Raw genomic sequence first — 19,559 nt, forward strand, 5'->3', positions numbered from 1 at the left:
ACTTCCCAACTTATGCGCTACCTTTGCACCTTCCTTTTAATCTGTATATGAACAAACTCCTTATCGTCGGAACCGTAGCTTTTGACGCGATCGAAACGCCTTTCGGAAAGACGGATAAAATCCTGGGTGGCGCCGGTACGTACATCGGACTGTCGGCCTCTTTTTTCAACGTATCCTCTGCCATCGTATCGGTGGTGGGCGACGACTTCCCGCAAGAATATCTTGACCTGATGACGGCGCGTAACATCGACATCTCGGGAATCGAAATCGTCAAGGGCGGTAAAACGTTCTTCTGGGCCGGAAAGTACCACAACGACCTGAACTCACGCGATACCCTCGTGACCGAGCTCAATACGTTGGCCGACTTCAACCCGGTTGTGCCCGAGAATTTCAAGGACGCGGACGTGGTGATGCTGGGGAACCTGCATCCGAATATACAAATAGGTGTACTCGACCAATTGACCGCCCAGCCGAAACTCGTCGTGCTTGATACGATGAATTTCTGGATGGACTGCGCGCTTCCGGAACTGAAAGAAGTAATGAAGCGCATCGACGTCATCACCATCAACGACGAGGAAGCCCGCCAACTCTCTGGGGAATATTCGCTGGTGAAGGCCGCGGCCAAAATCCATGAGATGGGACCAAAATATGTCGTCATCAAGAAAGGCGAACACGGCGCGTTGTTGTTCCACGGAAAAGACATCTTCTTCGCTCCGGCCCTGCCGCTGGAAGACGTATTTGACCCAACCGGGGCCGGTGATACCTTCGCGGGTGGTTTTGCAGGCTACATCGCACAGAGTGAGAACGTCTCGTTTGACAATATGAAAAATGCCATCATCTATGGCTCGAACCTTGCGTCGTTCTGTGTCGAGAAGTTCGGCACCGAGCGAATGGAAAAACTCGAAAAACAGGAGGTGAACGACCGGCTGCGACAGTTCAAAGCCCTCACCCAATTCGAGATTACGACCTAAATACGCCCCTTCATGGGGCTTTTTTAATGCCGGTTGATACGGAACATGAAGGGTAAAAACCTCATCGGATGTAGCAACCAAAAACGACAAACAACAACACAACTAAATGACGTAAGGAAAAGGCACATAACACGCAACGAATGTTCATCGTTCATCGTTCATTGTTCATTGTTCCTTTCCTGCTCCCAACAAAAATGAGTGACAGCATCAAACACGAATGTGGCATTGCCCTTCTCCGGCTGAAAAAGCCCCTTTCCTTTTACCGCGAGAAATACGGCTCGGCTTTTTATGGCATCAACAAGATGTACCTGTTGATGGAGAAACAGCACAACCGCGGACAAGACGGTGCCGGATTCGCCTCGATCAAGCTTGACGTCGCGCCCGGCCAACGCTATATCAGCCGTGTGCGCTCGAACGACTCGCAACCGATACGCGATATCTTCGACCAGATCAACGACCGTATCAACGAAGCCATGGCGGAACGTCCGGATTATCAGGAAGACATGGCAGCCCTCAAGGCCGGTGTGCCTTATATAGGGGAATTGTTCCTGGGCCACGTGCGCTATGGTACGTTTGGCAAGAACAGCATCGAAAGCGTACACCCGTTCCTGCGGCAAAACAACTGGATGCACCGCAACCTTATCGTCGCCGGTAACTTCAACATGACCAATGTAACCGAGCTGTTCAACAGCCTGGTCGAATTGGGTATGCATCCTAAGGAAATGGCCGACACCGTAACGGTGATGGAGAAAATCGGGCACTTCCTTGACGACGCGGTCGCCGATCTGTACCAGGAATGTAAGAACAACGGTTTGTCGAAACGCGAGGCTTCGGAAGTCATCGCGCAAAAGCTCGACATCACCCGCATCCTGAAACGCGCCTCAAGAGGCTGGGACGGTGGTTATGCGATGGCCGGTCTTTTCGGTCACGGAGATGCCTTCGTTTTCCGGGATCCGGCGGGTATTCGTCCGGCCTACTATTACGAGGATGATGAAATTGTGGTGGTGGCCTCCGAACGTCCGGTCATCCAAACGGTCTTCAACGTGCCGTTTGAGGCGGTGAAGGAACTTGGCCCCGGGAATGCCGTCATCATCAAGAAAAACGGTACGGTATCTGAAGAGAATATCATCACCCCGACCATCAAAAAAGCCTGTTCGTTCGAACGGATTTACTTTTCAAGGGGAAGCGATGCCGAAATCTATGAAGAACGCAAGCAGCTCGGCCGCCTTGTTTTCCCGGCCGTGATGGATGCGGTGGAACAAGACATCGCCAACACCGTTTTCTCGTATATCCCGAACACGGCGGAAACGTCCTTTTTCGGGATGACAGAAGCCGCGCAGGGCTTCCTTAATAAAAAGAAAAACAAGCTCATCCTCGACCAGCACCGCACCCTGACGGAAGCCGGACTCATGGAGATCCTGGCCGAGAAAGTGCGTACGGAGAAGATTGCCATAAAAGATGCCAAGCTGCGCACCTTCATCACCGAAGACAGCAGCCGCGATGACCTTGTCGCGCACGTGTATGATGTGACGTATGGCGTTATCAAACCGACCGATAATCTCGTGATCATCGACGACTCGATTGTGAGGGGCACAACCCTGAAAATGAGTATCATCAAAATGATGGACCGCCTGCGGCCGAAACGCATCGTCGTGGTGTCGTCGGCGCCCCAGATTCGCTATCCCGACTGCTATGGCATCGACATGGCGAAGCTCGAAGGACTCGTGGCCTTCCGGGCGGCATTGGCGTTGTTGAAAGAACGGAACCTGTATCACATCGTCGACGAAGTATACCATAAATGCAAGCAACAGGAAAACCTGGCGGATGCCGAAGTGACCAACCACGTCACCGCCATTTACGCGCCGTTCACAGATACTGAGATTTCCGATAAAATCGCGGAAATGCTCCGTCCGGATGACATCCAGGCAGACGTAAAGATTATCTTCCAGACCGTGGAAGACCTACACCGCGCCTGTCCGAAAAACCTGGGCGATTGGTACTTCACCGGCGACTATCCGACGCCGGGCGGGAACCGGGTGGTCAACCGCGCGTTCATGAATTTCTACGAAGGAAAAGACGCCCGCGCCTATTGATCGTCGCCGTTGCGAAAAAGGTGTTTCGCGCACCTCAAGATTGCTAAAAAGGTGAAAAACAGGGCAGAATACGCATGGATTTTGCAGTACATCGAATTTATAGGTCGTTCATCTAAAAGTTTTGACGGAAAAGTACTATCGCCATAGCTTTGGTTCACCATGGAATTAGTAGGTTAAGTTTATGGTAGATTTGGGGCAAAAAGGGTGAAAGTAACATTTCACCTTTTTTATTTTATATCGGTTCCGATTTTGGCGACATTACCCAGTAGCCATCGCCCCACCGCCCGAAAAAAGGCATAAAAAAACGGCCAGGGGTTCCGGCCGTTCTTCTGAAGAAAAAACACAATTTAAAATTCGTTCAGCATCTTTGAGATCTCGTCGAGTTTCGGCGTCAGGATGATTTCGATGCGGCGGTTCTTCGCCTTTCCTTCCGCTGTTTCATTTGAGGCAATTGGGGCATATTCACTACGCCCGGCCGCTGTAAGATTCGCTTTTACTACCCCTTTGTTTTCGGTAAGGATGTTGACCACCGCCGTCGCCCTCTTGGTCGACAAATCCCAGTTATTTTCAACCGACCCAACCGATCCGGCGAACTTCTGGTCGTCGGTATGGCCTTCGATCAAGACACCGATGTCGGGGTTCTGCGCCAATACTTTGGCAACTTCCACCACCGCTTTGCGTCCTTCAGGGTTCACCGTCCAGCTTCCGGTTTGGAATAACAGTTTGTTCTCCATCGACACATATACTTTGCCATTCTTTTGTTCGATGGTAAGTCCTTTGCCTTCAAAGGCGTTGAGTGCCTTCGACAACGTTTCCTTCAACTTCTTCATCGCCGCATCTTTCTGCGACATCATGCTCTCCAGTTCGGCGAGTCGTTGCGAACTGCTTTCGAGGTCGGCCTTGAGTTTGTTAAGGCGTTCCTGTTCGGCGGCAAGGGCCTTTTCTTTTGCCTCGAGTTGTGCCAACAGCGTGCGGTTTTTATCCATATTCGACTTGAGCGCGTCGTCGCTGTTCTTCTCAAGTGCCGCATACGACGACTGCAACGTCTTCAGGTTGCTGTTGGCCGCTGCGAGGTCGGCCTGCAATTTGTCACGTTCGGCCTTTAGCTTGTCGTGTTCTTTTTGCAGATTGGCATAGTTGAGGTCGAGTTGGTTTTTGGTTTGCGTCAGGTCTTCGAGGTCGTCAGAGAGTTTGCGGTTCTCTTTCTTCAACTCGGCAAACTTGTTTTCGAGATCGGTGTAGACCTTTTTCGAAACGCAGGAAGTCGTCAGTGCGGCGATCAGCAGCAGTGCGGAAACGTTCTTAATCATAGGAGGGTTATATAAGTACTTTATATTTATCATGCTTCTATTTCGGCCATCACCGGACAGTGGTCGGAGTGCCGTGCTTCCGGCAGGATGACAGCCCGGCGGAGGCGGTGTTCAAGTTCGCGGGCGACCAATATATAATCGATACGCCAGCCTTTGTTATTGTTGCGGGCATTCGCGCGGTAGCTCCACCACGAATAATGATGCGGGTCTTTGTTGAAATGTCGGAAACTGTCAACGAACCCACTATTGATGAAGGCGTCAAGCCAGGCGCGCTCGGCCGGCAGGAAGCCCGAAACGTTGGCATTCCGGATCGGATCGTGTATGTCAATGGCCTGATGGCAGATGTTATAGTCGCCGCAGATCACCAAATGCGGAATTTCGGCCCGCAATTGTGCCACATAAGCATGGAAATCGTCCATATACATAAACTTATGGTCGAGCCGGTCCATGTTGGTGCCGGAAGGAAGATAGAGACTCATCACCGACACGTCGTCAAAATCAACACGGAGGTTCCGCCCTTCGAAATCCATGTGTTCGATACCGGTTCCAAAAACGACGCGTTGGGGCTTTATTTTGGACAGGATGGCGACGCCGCTGTAGCCTTTCTTCTGCGCCGGATACCAATAATGATACGGATAACCCGCCTTTTCAAATTCCGCCACCGGCACCTGGTCGGGCGTGGCTTTGATTTCCTGCAGACAGATGACATCGGGGTCGGCTGACACCAGCCAGTCGAGAAACCCCTTTGTGAGCGCGGCGCGGATGCCGTTTACATTGTAGGAAATGATCTTCAAGGTCGCGTATTCGATTTAGGACGGTTTCAAATGTAACCGAAAAACCCGCGGTGACGAAACGGCCCACCAAGCAGTTTTGAGCATAGTTTTAAACAACGTCAGGCACTCGGTCGACCGTACCGCGTAACAACATTTTGTTATCTTTGCGACGGCCTCTTAAAACAAACGAAAATGGGATTAGTGACCGCAAAGGAAGTCGCCAAAGCGATCAACGCCTCGAAGTATGGTGTCTTCGGGACCTTTTTAGGATGGGCGGTCATGAAAGCGTTGCAGATTTCGCGACTCAACAAAATCTACGACGACAACAAGCACCTGAAGGATGTCGAGTTCCTGAACGCCATCCTGGATCGTTTTGAGATCAAGTTCGAGGTGCCGGAAGAAGACCTGAAACGCCTTCCGAAAGAAGGCGCGTATATTACCATATCCAACCATCCGCTGGGCGGCATCGACGGCATCCTATTGTTGAAACTGATGCTCGAACGCGAGCCGAATTTCAAGATTATCGCGAACTTCCTGCTCCACCGGATCGAACCGTTGAAGCCTTACATCATGCCCGTCAACCCTTTTGAGACGCACCGTGATGCGAAATCGAGTGTGGTGGGTATAAAGGAAACCCTGCGGCATCTGTCGGATGGCAAACCACTCGGCATGTTCCCGGCTGGCGAGGTGTCGACCTACAAAGACGGCAAATTGGTGGTTGATAAAGAATGGGAAGAAGGCGCGATCAAGGTCATCCGCAAGGCCCAGGTGCCGGTGGTGCCGATATACTTCCATGCCAAGAACAGCCGTTTCTTCTACTTCCTTTCGAAGTTGAGCGATACGTTGCGAACGGCGAAGTTACCGTCTGAGTTGTTTTCCCAGAAAGACCGCGTCATCCGCGTCCGGATTGGGAAGCCCATTTCGGTAGCCGAGCAGAATGAATACCAGTCATTGGACGATTATTCAGAGTTCCTGCGTCGGAAAACCTACATGCTGGCCAACCCGTACGAAAAAGACCAGAATTTCCTCGCGGCTGCCAGCAACAATCTGAAAATACCGAAAGTGCCGAAGCAGATCGTGCTTCCGGCCAACCAAGACAAAATCATCGAGGAGGTGGCGGCGCTCCGGAAAGGTGATGCGCGTCTGCTGCAGAGTAAGAACTACGAAGTTTTCTTTACCAAAGCCGATACCATCCCGAATATCCTGCATGAAATCGGACGTCTTCGCGAGATTACGTTCCGTGAAGTCGGCGAAGGAACGAACGAAGCCATCGACATCGATTCCTACGATTCGTACTACTACCATATGTTTCTGTGGGATGACGAGGCGAAGTTGATTGCCGGCGCGTATCGGATGGGCCTTGGTTCTGAAATTTATCCGTTGCGGGGTGTGAGTGGCTTTTACCTTCAGGAACTCTTCCGTTTTGAACCCGAGTTACACGACATGCTGAGTAAGTCTATTGAAATGGGACGTGCCTTCATCGTCAAGAGTTACCAGCAAAAGCCGATGCCGCTCTTTTTGCTGTGGAAAGGCATCATACACACAACGTTGCGCTATCCGGAACATGTATTCCTGATTGGCGGCGTCAGTATCAGCAACCAGTTCTCCGACTTCTCGAAATCGCTGATGATCGAGTTCATGAAATCAAACTATTATGACCCGTTCATTGCGCAGTATGTGCATGCCAAGAAGGAATACAAAGTCAAGTTGAAAGACGCCGACAAGGATTTCATTTTCGACGAGGCCGAATCGGACCTCAATAAATTCGACCGCATCATCGATGAACTCGAACCAGGCAGTTTGCGATTGCCGGTGCTGATCAAGAAATATATCAAGCAGAATGCGAGGGTAGTGGCGTTTAATGTCGACCCGTTGTTCAATAATTCGGTTGACGGATTGATGTATATCCGGATCGCCGACATTCCGGAAAGCACCATGAAACCCGTTATGGAAGAATTCCAGGCCGAACTCGAACGAAAACTGACGGAGCGGGGCGAATAGCCGCGATTTTGCTTTCCGTTAGCCCTCAACGAGTTGCATAATTTGGCTTTTTCGTTGCATTTTCACGATATTACCTAAAAATTCCTAAAAAAATCGCGCCGTAGATAGGGTTTTTTTGTGGCGAAAACACTGCGAAAGGGGTAATAAATGTGAAAATAGTGTATTTTCTTTGGTCAATCGATGAAAAATACGCAAAAAACGAGGTTCACAGTCGGGCAGTTGTTACAAATAGTCGGGTCATGCCAAAATAATTCTATCTTTGTGTTGAAGAATTTAAAAACACAATTATGAAAAAAGTATTACTAACGCTGGCGTTCGTGTCTTTCGCTGTAGCTAATACGTTTGGCCAGTCCGACTCGACGTATACTGGCAGCGACTACAACAAGTGGTCAATCGAGGTGGGAGCAGGTGTAAACAAACCGTTCAAAGCGTTCACTGAGCGTTATCGTTCTGGAGTAGAGCCTCTTACCGTGAATCTCGGAGCCCGTTACATGTTCAACACGAAATTCGGTTTGAAATTGACTGGAGAGTTGAGCAAGTTTAAAGATTTTGACTCAAGCTTGCCATTCGAAAGCCAATACATCACGGCGAATCTCCAGGGAGTATTCAACCTTGGCCGTATCATGAACTTTGAACAGTTCACAAAGAGCTTCAACCTTTTGGCGCACGCCGGTGCGGGTTGGTACCAACTGACTTTCGACGGAGATGGTGCCGCTGAAGGGCAGGATAATGGTATTAACTTCATGGGAGGTCTGACCGGACAAATCAAACTGTCGAAGCGTATCGTATTCAACCTCGACGCAACGCTGTACGCAAACTCATTGCAACAGAAGAACTTCGACGGTTACGGAACCATCGACGGCCAGGTATTTGATGCGTGGATGCTGACCGCTACAGGTGGTTTCACGTTCTACCTCGGAAGCAAAGATGTTCATGCTGACTGGTATATCGAAAGCGATAAAACAAAAGAGCAACTTGATGCGCTTGAAAAGCGTGTGGGTGACCTCGAAACCATGCTGAACGATACCGACAAAGACGGTGTGCCGGATTACCTTGATGCTGAGCCAAACACTACTACAGGTGTAGCGGTGAATTCAAAAGGCCAGGCCATCGACAACAACGGAAATGGCGTTCCGGATGAGTTGGAGAGCTACATGACCAAAACATATGGCGACCCAACAAAATCAGCTACGTCTTCAAGCACATACGTTTCAAACAACGAGTTGATCCGCAACCTTATCAATGAAGGATATGTTTGCTCCTACTTCAACTTCAACGAATCAAAACCAACAAACGTTTCAACAGAAGGCATCGATTTCATTCTTACCTACCTGAGAAACAACCCGAAAGCAAACGTAGAAATCATCGGACATGCTGACGAAATCGGCCGTACGGCTTACAACGACCAACTGTCTGTGAAACGTGCTGAGGCTGTGAAAGCGATCCTCGTGAAAGCGAAAATCGATGCGTCACGCCTGAAAGTAGTTCCTGCAGGTGAAGATCGTTCAGTCGACTCTTCTTCTGATGGTGCCCGTAAACTGGTACGTCGTGTAACGTTCCGTGTGAACTAATCACCACACCAACCCATAAAAAACGCCCCGAGAATTCGGGGCGTTTTCTTTTTTATACTCCTTCTGCCTCCTTCTGATCAGGATAGTTGGTCCAGCGAATCGCGGCGTATGATCTTCCCGTTTCCGGTTTCTTTAAAGCGCGGAATAAACACCACTTCTTTAGGGCGTTCGTACTTGTCGAGTTTGTCAAAAGCGTGTGGTGGCACCTCAACAGCAGCTCCTTCAAGGGCCAATACCAACTTCTCGCCTAATACCGCATCCGGGAGTGACCCCACAAAAAACCGTTGCTCGAAATGGGGCGCCAGCTTCGCTTCGATCTGCTCGGGGATGAGCTTGATACCACCACTGTTAATGACATTGTCAACGCGTCCTTTCCAGTCGAATTCGGTTTCAGAAAGGAGTTCTACCAAATCATTGGTCACGATCGGCTCGTCCGAAATCGCAGGGGCGTGGATCACCAGACACTGGCGGTCATCGGTTTCAAGCCGTACGTTGGGCAAAACGTGAAAGTGTTTTTGTCCAACCCTCTTGGCGGCGATATGCGATACGGTTTCGGTCATGCCGTATGTTTCGTAAACGGCCGTAGGTAACTTCATCAATTGCTTTTCGAGGGGCGCTGCAATCTTAGCTCCACCCACGATGAGCTTTTTGATTTGCTTCAGGCGGGGCAACGCATTCTGTGCCTGCAAGGGGACCATAGCCGAAAAGTCATACAGATGGTCGTTGTTCTTCAGCGGATGTGACGTGGGCGCTACGAAATCCATATCAAGGCCCAAGACAAACCCACGGACGAACATCATCTTTCCTGCGACATACTTTGCCGGCAGACAATGCAACACCCGATTACCGGGCATAAGGTCGAAGAAATCGCCGGTCGCAATGGCCGAATTGACCATGGCCTGCTTCTTGACATACATGGTCTTTGGCAACCCCGTGCTTCCGGAGGTCTGCATTTCGATATAGTCGTTGCCGTCGAACCAATCCAGCAGGAACTCGCCTACCGGGCGCTCGAAGTCATCGCCTTCCTTAATAAAACTATACGCTACGCGACAGAGATCGTCGCGGTCAAGATGAAAGCCGTTGAGCCGGAATTGGCTGTGGACTTCATAATAAGCCGGGGCTTCGGTGAGGGTTGTGTTCATGTTAGTTTTCCGGTCAGCTTTTCCTTCCAGTCTGACCATTTATAGAGTTTACTAAAGATAAGCAAAAGCAGGGGGAATAGGACTACCACCGGGAAAAATACTTCAAATGACAGCGAGGGCTCCGACACGTCTTTCCAGACGCTATTGGTTTGGAGAGCCGTCCAATCAGCCGTTACGAGCAACGCAGTTACAAGGTTATTGGCCGCATGAAAACCAAGTGCCAGCTCAGTGCCATCGTCCATAAGCGTCAATACGCCAAGGAAAAGTCCTGTTCCGACATAATAAATCAAAATTGCAGGGCCGAGCTTGGCCACTTCAGGATTGAATCCGTGCAACAACCCAAAAATCAAGGACGTTAGCGCCAACGGAAACCAGCGGTTTCGCGCCAACGCTGCAAATCCCTGCATAAGATATCCCCTGAAGATCAACTCCTCTACAGATGTCTGTATCGGCAACAAGGTGATCGAGATCAAAGCCATGATCGCAAATGGTACGGGACAGAAGTTCCAGGCGAAGTCCTCTGGAGTGACGAAATACGCCACTACGACGCATCCGCCAGAAATACAACCCCACAACGCGAACGCCAGAAAGATCCGCTTCCAATCTACAGCCGGACGGGCCGTTACCAGCTCCCGAAAGGGTTGGCCGTGAAAATACCTGGCCACCACCCAGATTCCGCCCAATGCGAATACGTAGGGAACGAGATTAAAGAACAGGGTCGCATTCGGCTCAAGATAAGACAACATATTCGTCTCGGTGATGGCAACGCCGGTCTCGCGAAAGCGCATGGCAAGCGCCATTTCGAAGGGCAGTATGCCCACCAACGCCATGATAATGATGAAAGCAGAGCCCAATATATAGCGCCATATCTCGCTATTGGGGCCGAAGCCGTTTCGTAGGAACATAAGCCGGATTTTACGCCCGAATGTAGTCAAAAAATTCGTGCATTTCGCGAAATTCCCTGTTGTTCAGCGCGATTGATTTAACAAACCTTTGTGAACTGACGGGTAAACCAACCGCTACTTTTGTGGTCCGACGCACCAAATTTTACCTTTTCTCATTTTGACTACATTTTCCAAATCCGCATTTACCCTCCTTGTTTTCTTACTATCCCTTTCCGTTTCGGCCCAGGACCGGGGCGGTGCCCGTGTCAAGGTTTCGGGTAAAGTAGTAGAAGCAGGCAACAACCAACCCCTTGATTATACCACCGTTACACTTCTCAACCCCGAGCGCCCGAACGCGGTGAACGGCGGTATCACAGATGCCAATGGTGCCTTTAGCTTTGACGTGCCGCCGGGTACGTATACCATCCGGATCGAATTCATGTCGTTCAAACGGTTTGAAATTCCTAATAAAAAAATCGATCGCGACACCAACCTGGGTGTCATCGCGCTTGAACCGGATATCGCGCAACTGCAGCAGGTCGAAATCCGTTCAGAGCGCACGACCGTCGAAATCAAACTCGACAAAAAAGTGTATAATGTAGGCAACGACCTCATGGTAAAAGGCGGCACGGTAAGCGATGTGCTCGACAATGTCCCTTCCGTATCCGTAGACTCGGACGGCACCATCAGCCTGCGCGGGAATTCCAATGTCCGCATCCTTATCGACGGACGTCCTTCCAACGCGATCAACATCACGGAAGCGCTACGGCAAATCCCGGCCGATGCCATCGACAAAGTAGAAGTGGTAACGAACCCTTCCGCGCGTTATGATTCGGAAGGCGGTGGCGGACTCCTGAACATCATCCTCAAAAAAGGCAAAAACCTGGGTATCAATGGCACGCTCGTCGCATCGGGCGGCACTCCGGAAACCTATGGCATATCCGGCTCCGTGAATTTCAAGGCCAAAGAATTCAATTTCTTCACCAATAGCGGCTTCTCGCACCGTACGAACCAGGGAAATGGGCTGACCGACACCCGCTACCTCAACGCCGACAATACCACCCGTAACTACGTGAACGAGCGCCGCGACAACGAACAGGTGGGCGAAAACGCGAACGTCAATTTTGGTATGGATTGGCTTATCGACGATGCCACCACCTGGACCAACTCGGTAAATTTCCGGACGAACCAGAGCGACAACCCCGAGCGTGTGACGTACTTCAACTACGACGCCAATTTCGACAACGAATTCCGGACGTTTCGGAACAACTTCCAGCAGAGCGATGACCGCGATATTGAATATACGACCAACTTCATCCACCGGTTCAAGAAAGACGGACACAAACTAAGCGTCGACGGCGCCTTTTCGACCAACAAAGACGACGACACTTCGATCATTGAAAACAACGGCGGCACGGTAACGCGCGAGGCAACCGACAGTAAAGCCCGCCAAAGCCGGAATACCATTCAGGCCGATTATGTGTTGCCCATACGAAAAGACACCCAGTTCGAGGCCGGCTACAAAGGCGACTTCAACACGCTGGTGACCGATTATCAGGTGGGGGCGCTCCAGGCGGACGGCTCGCTTGAACTGTATCCGGAATTCTCGAATGTGCTGGAATACAAAGAGAAAATCAATGCGCTATACACCCAGTTCGGCACCAAGATCCAGAAGTTTTCGTTTTTAGTGGGGATGCGGTGGGAAGATTCGCGTATCGAGATCAACCAACGCACCACGCGCGACTACAACACCAAAGCCTACAACAACTTCTTTCCGAGTGCCTTCCTGACGTATTCGTTCGATGACGAAACGAACATTTCGCTCAGCTACAGCCGTCGGATTTCCCGTCCGCGCGGACGGCAGATCAACCCGTTTTCGAACTACTCGAGTAACATCAACATCTTCCGCGGAAATCCGGATCTCGACCCGGCGTTCACCGATGCGCTTGATCTGGGCTTCCTGAAGCGGTGGAAAAAACTGACGCTGTCGACCTCGGCTTACGTCAATAAAACGACCGACTCGTTCCAGTTCGTACGGCAAGAAAGCGGGGACTTCGTGCCTGTAGTCGTCAACGGGGTCGAATACCTTACACCGGTCATCCTGACAACGCCCATCAACCTTGCCACAGAATACCGCATGGGCTTTGAATTTACGTTGAACTACACGCCTTATAAGTGGTGGAAACTGAATTCAAACTTCAATTTCTTCCGCAATGAAACCGATGGCGATTATACCTACATCGACTTCCAGGGCAACCCTGTCACGCAGGATTTTGACAACACGGCCTACTCCTGGTTCACCCGCCTGACATCAAAAATTACCCTTCCGGGGAAGGTAGACTGGCAAACGAACTTCAACTACAACGGTCCGCAAACCAACGCGCAGGGTCGCCGTTTGGGTAACTTCTCTATGAACCTTGGCTTCAGCAAAGACGTATTGAAAGACAAAGCGACCATCGCCGTGAACGTGCAAGACGTTTTCAACTCACGAAAGATGCTGGCTGAAACCTATATCCCCGGCACCCTTCGCTCGTATAGCGAAATGCAGTGGCGTGTGCGGTCGGTCAACCTTTCGTTCACTTATCGCTTCAACAAGCAGAAAAACGAACGTGACGACAAGCGTCCGCGCAGCGGAGGCGATGAAAACGGGGGCGACTTCCCGGGCTAATAAAATCAGGGCTGTCTCAAACCGGGACAGCCCTTTCCTTTTACCTTTGCAGGATGGAATCTAATCGACGTACTACGGCTGTAAATGCCGCGTGGACGAGTATTCTCGGAAATGCGGGCATGGCCGTCTTGAAAGGAGTTACCGGTATCTTCGGCCATTCCTATGCCCTTATTGCCGACGCCATCGAGTCAACGACTGATGTATTTGCGTCTGTGTTGGTGCTGTTGGGCATCCGATATGCCAGTAAGCCCGCTGACGACAACCACCCCTACGGGCACGGCCGGGCGGAAACCCTTGTCACCTTCATCGTCGTTGGGTTTTTGTTCGTATCCGCGACGATCATCGCCTACGAAAGCATCCAAAACATCCGTACGCCGCATGAAATGCCACGCGTATTTACTTTATATGTGCTGGGCGGCATCGTATTGGTAAAGGAACTATTCTATCAGATCATTGCGCGAAAAAGCGAAGAAACGAAGAGCTCCTCGCTCAAGGCAGATGCCTGGCACCACCGAAGTGACGCCATTACCTCGGCATTGGCGTTTGTGGGGATCTTGATTGCCATCCTGATGGGGCCGGGCTACGAATCAGCTGACGACTGGGCGGCTTTGTGCTCGTCGGGCGTCATCGCCTACAACGCCTACCTCATCTTCCGGCCCGCCTTGGGTGAAATCCTCGACGAGCACTTATATGACGATATGGTAGCGGAAATCCGCCTCGTTTCCGAACGCGTGGAAGGCGTCATCGACACCGAGAAGTGCTTCGTGCGTAAAACCGGTATGAACTTCCTCGTCGACCTGCATCTTACGGTAGACGGCGCGATTTCGGTCAGTCGCGGGCACGATATCGCCCATGCCGTGAAAGACGCCATCATGGATGCTTTACCGGAAGTGGCCGATGTGTTGATACACGTCGAACCGTCCGGACTCTGACCTTACTCTACAACGTTGTTCTCCCTCTTGATATCCGCCATCAACCCGGCCGGGTCAATCGTGATTTTCCGGATGGCTGCCCGTTCTTTCGGGATGGAAAATGTATAGGTAGGATACGCCCACGCCCAGTCGGCCAGAACGGTGCGGTTCACCGCCGGATCGGGATTTTCCTTGATGAAACTCATCATACGCAGCGGGATGTAAAAACTCTCCTTAGTACCATCGGTATATTCGACCAGCAGGTCAATCGGCATGGGCATGCGACCGATTCGTTGCAACGTCACGTCGGTAGAAGCGCCGTTGGGCTTTACCTCCGCAATTCCGTAGTCGATGGTGTTGGTCGTCTCGGTCCAGTCGGTCAGGTACCAGTCGAGGTTCGCGCCTGACACCCGTTCTGCCGTGCGTTTGATATCATTGGGTGTCGGGTGTGTGAACTTAAATTCGGAATAGTACCTCTTGAGGGTTTTGTCAAGGTTTTGCTGCCCGATCAGGTAGATAAGTTGCGCCAGAAAAACCTCGCCTTTGCTGTAGGAAGTAATGCTGTAGACCCGGTTTTCATCGAAACGGTCGGCATGGGTCGATTGCGGCTGTTCCTTTCCGGATGTGGCCATGCTAATGTAGCCCCGATAGGCCGCGGTATACGGATTGACGACCTTCTCCGTGGCGATGTGGTTGATTCCGGTGTCTTCGAGAAACGACGTGAATCCTTCGTCCATCCAGCCGTGTTTGCTTTCGTTTGAAGCCAATATGTGCTGGAACCAGGAGTGCGCCATTTCGTGCGCCGTGACGCCCAATAAGCCGTCGAACTTGCCTTCGCCCCGGATCAGTGTACACATCGCGTATTCCATTCCGCCGTCGCCGCCCTGGATAACCGAGTATTGTTTGTAGGGATACGTACCGACATAGCTATTGTAAAACTGCATCAGTTCGACCGTCTTCGGTTGCAGTTGTTTCCAGTTTTCGATAATCGCGGGATTGTTCTTATAGAGAAAGTGCAACATCGCCCCGCCCGGCACCTGCATCTTGTCGTGCAGGTAGTTCTTGTCGGCCGCCCAGGCAAAGTCGTGCACCATCGGCGCTTTGAAATGCCAGGTATTCGTGGCGCCTTCGTTCGGCTTTACTTTCTTGCCGGCATCCTCATAACCATAGCCGATTTCATTGCCGTTTTGGAGGTAGCCCGTACCGCCCAAAATGTATTTTTTGTCGATGGTGATCTTCACATCGTAATCGCCCCACACGCCGTGGAACTCGCGTGCGATATACGGGTCGGCGTGCCATCCTTCCACATCAAACTCCGCGATCTTGGGGTACCACTGCGTCATCGACAGTTCCACTCCTTCTGCATTGTTTCGTCCCGACCGCCGGATCTGCACGGGCACCTGTCCTTCGAAGTCGAGCGTAAAACGGGTTTTCTTACCCGGAAGCAACGGCTTGGCAAGGGTTACTTCCAGCACTGTTCCGACCATTTTGGCGGTAGCCGCTTTGCCGTCCTGTTGGAAATTCGAAACGGTCAACAAGCCGATTTCATCCGGCTTTAGGTTCTTGATACGACTTTCCTTCCGCGTGGTCTCGCCTTCCTTGATGGTGTTCACCATACGCCCGTCCGGATCCGGAATGGCCTGTAAGCGTGCATCCATCTCACTTCCGGGTTGGAAGGCATTGGGATACAGGTGGTAAAACACCCGCCGTAACGTGTCGGGCGAATGGTTCGTATACGTCAATTGCTGGGTGCCGGTGTAACGATAGGTAGACACGTCCATTCGTACATCCATTCGATAATCGGCGCGTTGCTGCCAGTAGCCCGGTCGTTTTTGGGCGGATACTGCCACCGGAAGGCCGCACAACAAAAGGAAAAGGTATTTTTTCATGTGTTTTAAAAAAGGAAACCTGCCGAAGTTACGCAATCCGGCAGGTTTCGAAAATAGGATTGGGAAGTTTCTCTTATCCCTTGATGGTTTTTACTTTGCCTTTCGACACTTTCTCAGCCAACACGAGGGCATTATAGGCATTGACGATACGGCCCGTGCGCGACAGATCCGACAGTTTCTTTTTCTTTTCCGGGTCGCCACCTACCGCTACATCAAATGTGATCTCCGTGCCGGACGCCATGATGATTTCTTTCACCTGCTTCGCGGTCAGTTTCGGGTAGTACTCGCGAATCAGCGCAGCTACACCCGCCACATTCGGCGACGCCATTGACGTTCCCTGGAGGTATTGATACGTATTGTTCGGCGTGGTCGCATAGATTTTCACACCCGGTGAGAAAATGTCGACGTTGTTCTTGCCGTAGTTCGAGAAGTCGGCCACCATCATCGTGCCATACTCGGGGTTAAGGGCCCCGATGGTCAGTACGTTACTGGCGAACTCGTTTACTTTATCGTCCGAATCATTCGGGAAGTTGTCTTCCACATCGATGTCTTTTGCGTCGTTACCGGCTGCGTGTACGATCAGTACGTCTTTGCTTTCGGCGTATTTGATGGCATCATAGACCCATTGTTTGTGTGGGGAAAACGACTTGCCGAAGCTGCCATTGATGACCTTGGCCCCGTTGTCGACCGCATAGCGGATGGCCAGCGCGATGTCTTTATCGTATTCGTCTCCGTCGGGAACGGCGCGGATCGTCATGATTTTTACGTTGTCAGCGATACCGTCGCCCCCGATATTGTTGCCGCGGGTTTGCGCGATGATACCGGCCACGTGGGTACCATGGAGGATTTCCTCTTTATCCGGACCCATTACGTTGCCATTACCGTAGTTTCGGGCGTTCAGGTTCTCGGGATCGTCGCCCAGTTTTTCGGCGCGGTAATCTTTGAACGCCGTTGGATCAGCCACCAGCGTGGCATTCTTCTCATATTCTTTCAGGATTTCCTTGCGAAGATCGTCCATTGACATACCGTAGTTGAACATCTGGAGCAGGAACGCCTTGCTGCGCTCGATTTCCGGATCGGTCGATTCGATGGCGGCTACTTCTTCCGCTGTATAATCCGTTTTACCTAATTTTTTGGCGATGATGTCCTGCGAACGGTCGAGTTGGTTGAGCATGCCCTCGTAGTGCTTTTTGGCAGGGGCAGCCTCTTTCACTTTCTTATCTTTCTGCTCTTTCGCTTTCGCGTATACCGCAGGCTCCGCGAGTGATGGATTGTGGGCGATGCGATCGAGTTCGTAGTTTTCTTTGGTAATATCACCCAGGAAGTTCCATCCGTTGACATCATCCACATAGCCATTCTTGTCGTCGTCGATGCCATTGCCGGCGATTTCGCGCGGGTTCGTCCATACAACACTTTTCAGGTCTTCGTGCTCAATGTCGACACCCGAATCGATGACACCCACCACCACCGTGGTCGATTTCTTGCCTTTCAGGAGTTCGCGGTAGGCTTTGTCGACGCTCATGCCCGGCACTGTATCGGCTACCAGGTCAAGGTGGCTCCACCTTTTGAGTTGTGCTTCGTCGAGTTCGCCTTTTTTACCTGTGTTTTCGACCTGGGCCGAGGCGGAAAAGGCCAGCGCCAACAGGAACAACCACGACAGGAATTTTAGCTTCTTCATGATATTTAGGAATTTATAGGAAACGATTTGTCAAAAGTAGCGGTAGTTCGTTACACCGCCACCCGTTTAACGATTAATTTAGATTTTTCAGAAAATATCGGCCGCGCGGAAGACCTCCTTCAGGCGCACGCCTTTTTCGGTATGTTCTACCGCGATGATTTCGTTATGGGCATCGTGTTCGAGAAAAAGATAATACCCGTTATCGGCCGCTTCTGTCAGGAATTTGGCCTTCTCCGGTAGCGTCAAAAGCGGTCGCGTATCATAGCCCATCACATACGGAAGCGGCAGGTGGCCCACCGTCGGCAGCAGGTCGGCCATAAAGCAGATGGTTTTGTCGCCGTAGGTGATTTTGGGGATCATCATCTTATCGGTATGCCCATCGGCGAAGAAAATCCCGAATCCGAGTTCTGAAGTGGCCAGTGTATCGCCTTCACCCCGACGGATGAATTCCAATTGCCCGGCTTCCTGCATCGGCAGGATGTTTTCGGGAAGAAAGGACGCTTTTTCCCGGGCGTTCGGTTTCACGGCCCATTCCCAGTGCTCGGCGTTTGTCCAGAAACGGGCGTTGGGAAAGGCGGGCTCGTATCCGGTGCGGTCGTGGTTCCAGCGCACGCTGCCGCCGCAATGGTCAAAATGCAGGTGTGTCATAAACACGTCGGTGATGTCGTTCCGGCTGAAGCCATGGGTTGCAAGGGAACGATCGAGAGAATGGTCGCCCCATAGCGAATAATAGCCGAAGAATTTCTCTGATTGTTTATCGCCCATACCCGTATCAATCAGGATCAGGCGGTTGCCGTCTTCTATCAGCAGACAACGGGCCGCCAGGTCAATGAGGTTGTGGGCGTCGGCCGGGTTGGTCTTGTTCCAGATGGTCTTGGGGACGACGCCGAACATAGCGCCGCCATCCAGTTTGAAGTTGCCGGCTTCGATGGGATACAATTTCATACACGAAACGTTTTTAGGGGAAAATGCGGCGGCAAGTTACGGAATCGGCAGCAGTCCGGCTTTTAGGATAAAGAATTTCTATTTTACCATTCGTGACAAATATGCAAGGCGGTTCCTAAAGCGGGTGAATTGTAGTATCTTTGCGCATAATTTTGACTAAATAAGAATAAGGATGATACGAGTATCGGATGATGCCCGGCGGAAGCTGGTGCAACTGATGGGAGAAGAGGGGTACGACGCATCGAAGGATTACGTTCGGGTCGGCGTGAAAAGCGGCGGTTGTTCGGGTTTGGAATATGTCCTGAAATTCGACCGCGAACTCGGCGAAAGCGATAAAGTATTCGAAGACAATGACGTGCGCGTGGCCGTAGAGAAAAAGTCGTTTTTATACCTCGCCGGGACGGTTCTTGAATTCTCCGGTGGACTGAACGGCAAAGGCTTTGTCTTCAACAATCCAAACGCCTCACGGACGTGTGGGTGTGGGGAGAGTTTCTCGCTTTAGAATTGAAAGATTGAAGGATTAAAAGATTGAAAGATTTGCAACCACTTCTTTTGTGTCCTTTGATGTTACCAAAAGAAGCGGTGTTGATCCAAATGTCTTTTCGAAATTAACCGAAGAGTTTCTAATTCTATTACCTACTAAGCAGCACACAAAAGGAATGATTCCGGGTTTAAGGACCACCTGTCAAATCTTTAAATCATTGAATCTTTAATCCTTTAATT

At 51.1% G+C, this 19,559-nt stretch carries 14 protein-coding genes; 7 read left to right on the top strand and 7 right to left on the bottom strand.

Annotated elements, in window-relative coordinates; all coding sequences use genetic code 11:
* Positions 1-47: 47 nt before the first annotated feature.
* Together MKO97_RS02625 and MKO97_RS02630 are read left to right on the top strand one after the other, a co-directional pair.
* Positions 48-971 (top strand): PfkB family carbohydrate kinase, encoded by a 924-nt coding sequence (locus tag MKO97_RS02625; protein ID WP_241104518.1) that lies wholly within the window; start codon positions 48-50, stop codon positions 969-971.
* Positions 972-1,165: 194 nt separating this feature from the next.
* On the top strand, positions 1,166-3,064 hold the full coding sequence (locus tag MKO97_RS02630; protein ID WP_241104519.1) for an amidophosphoribosyltransferase: 1,899 nt from the start codon (positions 1,166-1,168) through the stop codon (positions 3,062-3,064).
* 347 nt (positions 3,065-3,411) lie between these two features.
* Here the strand turns inward: MKO97_RS02630 and MKO97_RS02635 are convergent, their stop codons facing one another.
* Positions 3,412-4,374, bottom strand: a complete 963-nt coding sequence (locus MKO97_RS02635; RefSeq protein ID WP_241104520.1) for an OmpA family protein — start codon at positions 4,372-4,374, stop codon at positions 3,412-3,414.
* A gap of 29 nt (positions 4,375-4,403) precedes the next feature.
* Complete coding sequence (locus MKO97_RS02640; RefSeq protein WP_241104521.1) at positions 4,404-5,168, bottom strand: exodeoxyribonuclease III; 765 nt, start codon at positions 5,166-5,168, stop codon at positions 4,404-4,406.
* Between the two features lie 171 nt (positions 5,169-5,339).
* On the opposite strand from MKO97_RS02640, the gene MKO97_RS02645 reads away from it, so the two are divergent.
* Positions 5,340-7,148 (top strand): lysophospholipid acyltransferase family protein, encoded by a 1,809-nt coding sequence (locus MKO97_RS02645; protein WP_241104522.1) that lies wholly within the window; start codon positions 5,340-5,342, stop codon positions 7,146-7,148.
* A gap of 287 nt (positions 7,149-7,435) precedes the next feature.
* Positions 7,436-8,719, top strand: a complete 1,284-nt coding sequence (locus MKO97_RS02650; protein WP_241104523.1) for an OmpA family protein — start codon at positions 7,436-7,438, stop codon at positions 8,717-8,719.
* 77 nt (positions 8,720-8,796) lie between these two features.
* Here MKO97_RS02650 and MKO97_RS02655 read toward each other — a convergent pair whose 3' ends face one another.
* Both MKO97_RS02655 and MKO97_RS02660 read right to left on the bottom strand, forming a co-directional pair.
* Positions 8,797-9,861 (bottom strand): AMP-binding protein, encoded by a 1,065-nt coding sequence (locus MKO97_RS02655; RefSeq protein ID WP_241104524.1) that lies wholly within the window; start codon positions 9,859-9,861, stop codon positions 8,797-8,799.
* On the bottom strand, positions 9,858-10,766 hold the full coding sequence (locus MKO97_RS02660) for a CPBP family intramembrane glutamic endopeptidase (RefSeq protein ID WP_241104525.1): 909 nt from the start codon (positions 10,764-10,766) through the stop codon (positions 9,858-9,860). Before MKO97_RS02660 ends, MKO97_RS02655 begins: the two co-directional genes overlap by 4 nt.
* Before the next feature lie 157 nt (positions 10,767-10,923).
* Between MKO97_RS02660 and MKO97_RS02665 the strand changes: the two genes are divergently transcribed.
* Positions 10,924-13,413 carry an outer membrane beta-barrel family protein gene (locus MKO97_RS02665; RefSeq protein ID WP_241104526.1) on the top strand — a complete coding sequence of 830 codons (2,490 nt, stop codon included), beginning with the start codon at positions 10,924-10,926 and terminating at the stop codon, positions 13,411-13,413.
* Between the two features lie 53 nt (positions 13,414-13,466).
* Positions 13,467-14,345, top strand: a complete 879-nt coding sequence (locus MKO97_RS02670; RefSeq protein WP_241104527.1) for a cation diffusion facilitator family transporter — start codon at positions 13,467-13,469, stop codon at positions 14,343-14,345.
* Positions 14,346-14,347: 2 nt separating this feature from the next.
* On the opposite strand, the gene MKO97_RS02675 is transcribed toward MKO97_RS02670, so the two are convergent.
* The 3 genes from MKO97_RS02675 to MKO97_RS02685 form a co-directional block, all read right to left on the bottom strand.
* Positions 14,348-16,213, bottom strand: a complete 1,866-nt coding sequence (locus MKO97_RS02675; protein ID WP_241104528.1) for a M1 family metallopeptidase — start codon at positions 16,211-16,213, stop codon at positions 14,348-14,350.
* A gap of 73 nt (positions 16,214-16,286) precedes the next feature.
* A complete protein-coding gene (locus tag MKO97_RS02680; protein ID WP_241104529.1) occupies positions 16,287-17,891 on the bottom strand; it encodes a S8 family peptidase in 1,605 nt (534 codons plus the stop codon).
* An 87-nt stretch (positions 17,892-17,978) separates the two neighbouring features.
* Positions 17,979-18,836 carry an MBL fold metallo-hydrolase gene (locus MKO97_RS02685; protein ID WP_241104530.1) on the bottom strand — a complete coding sequence of 286 codons (858 nt, stop codon included), beginning with the start codon at positions 18,834-18,836 and terminating at the stop codon, positions 17,979-17,981.
* A gap of 172 nt (positions 18,837-19,008) precedes the next feature.
* Here MKO97_RS02685 and MKO97_RS02690 point away from each other — a divergent pair, with 172 nt between their 5' ends.
* A complete protein-coding gene (locus tag MKO97_RS02690; RefSeq protein WP_241104531.1) occupies positions 19,009-19,338 on the top strand; it encodes an iron-sulfur cluster assembly accessory protein in 330 nt (109 codons plus the stop codon).
* The last annotated feature ends 221 nt before the right edge of the window (positions 19,339-19,559 follow it).

The sequence above is a fragment of the Flavobacterium sp. HJ-32-4 genome (assembly GCF_022532105.1).
Taxonomy (GTDB): domain Bacteria; phylum Bacteroidota; class Bacteroidia; order Flavobacteriales; family Flavobacteriaceae; genus Flavobacterium.

What these genes read in the sequence shown, in the direction of transcription:
- MKO97_RS02685 (WP_241104530.1), bottom strand. Translation starts at nt 18,836, where the DNA reads ATGAAATTGTATCCCATCGAAGCCGGCAACTTCAAACTGGATGGCGGC.
- MKO97_RS02645 (WP_241104522.1), top strand. Translation starts at nt 5,340, where the DNA reads ATGGGATTAGTGACCGCAAAGGAAGTCGCCAAAGCGATCAACGCCTCG.
- MKO97_RS02635 (WP_241104520.1), bottom strand. Translation starts at nt 4,374, where the DNA reads ATGATTAAGAACGTTTCCGCACTGCTGCTGATCGCCGCACTGACGACT.
- MKO97_RS02650 (WP_241104523.1), top strand. Translation starts at nt 7,436, where the DNA reads ATGAAAAAAGTATTACTAACGCTGGCGTTCGTGTCTTTCGCTGTAGCT.
- MKO97_RS02675 (WP_241104528.1), bottom strand. Translation starts at nt 16,213, where the DNA reads ATGAAAAAATACCTTTTCCTTTTGTTGTGCGGCCTTCCGGTGGCAGTA.
- MKO97_RS02680 (WP_241104529.1), bottom strand. Translation starts at nt 17,891, where the DNA reads ATGAAGAAGCTAAAATTCCTGTCGTGGTTGTTCCTGTTGGCGCTGGCC.
- MKO97_RS02630 (WP_241104519.1), top strand. Translation starts at nt 1,166, where the DNA reads ATGAGTGACAGCATCAAACACGAATGTGGCATTGCCCTTCTCCGGCTG.
- MKO97_RS02670 (WP_241104527.1), top strand. Translation starts at nt 13,467, where the DNA reads ATGGAATCTAATCGACGTACTACGGCTGTAAATGCCGCGTGGACGAGT.
- MKO97_RS02625 (WP_241104518.1), top strand. Translation starts at nt 48, where the DNA reads ATGAACAAACTCCTTATCGTCGGAACCGTAGCTTTTGACGCGATCGAA.
- MKO97_RS02660 (WP_241104525.1), bottom strand. Translation starts at nt 10,766, where the DNA reads ATGTTCCTACGAAACGGCTTCGGCCCCAATAGCGAGATATGGCGCTAT.
- MKO97_RS02655 (WP_241104524.1), bottom strand. Translation starts at nt 9,861, where the DNA reads ATGAACACAACCCTCACCGAAGCCCCGGCTTATTATGAAGTCCACAGC.
- MKO97_RS02690 (WP_241104531.1), top strand. Translation starts at nt 19,009, where the DNA reads ATGATACGAGTATCGGATGATGCCCGGCGGAAGCTGGTGCAACTGATG.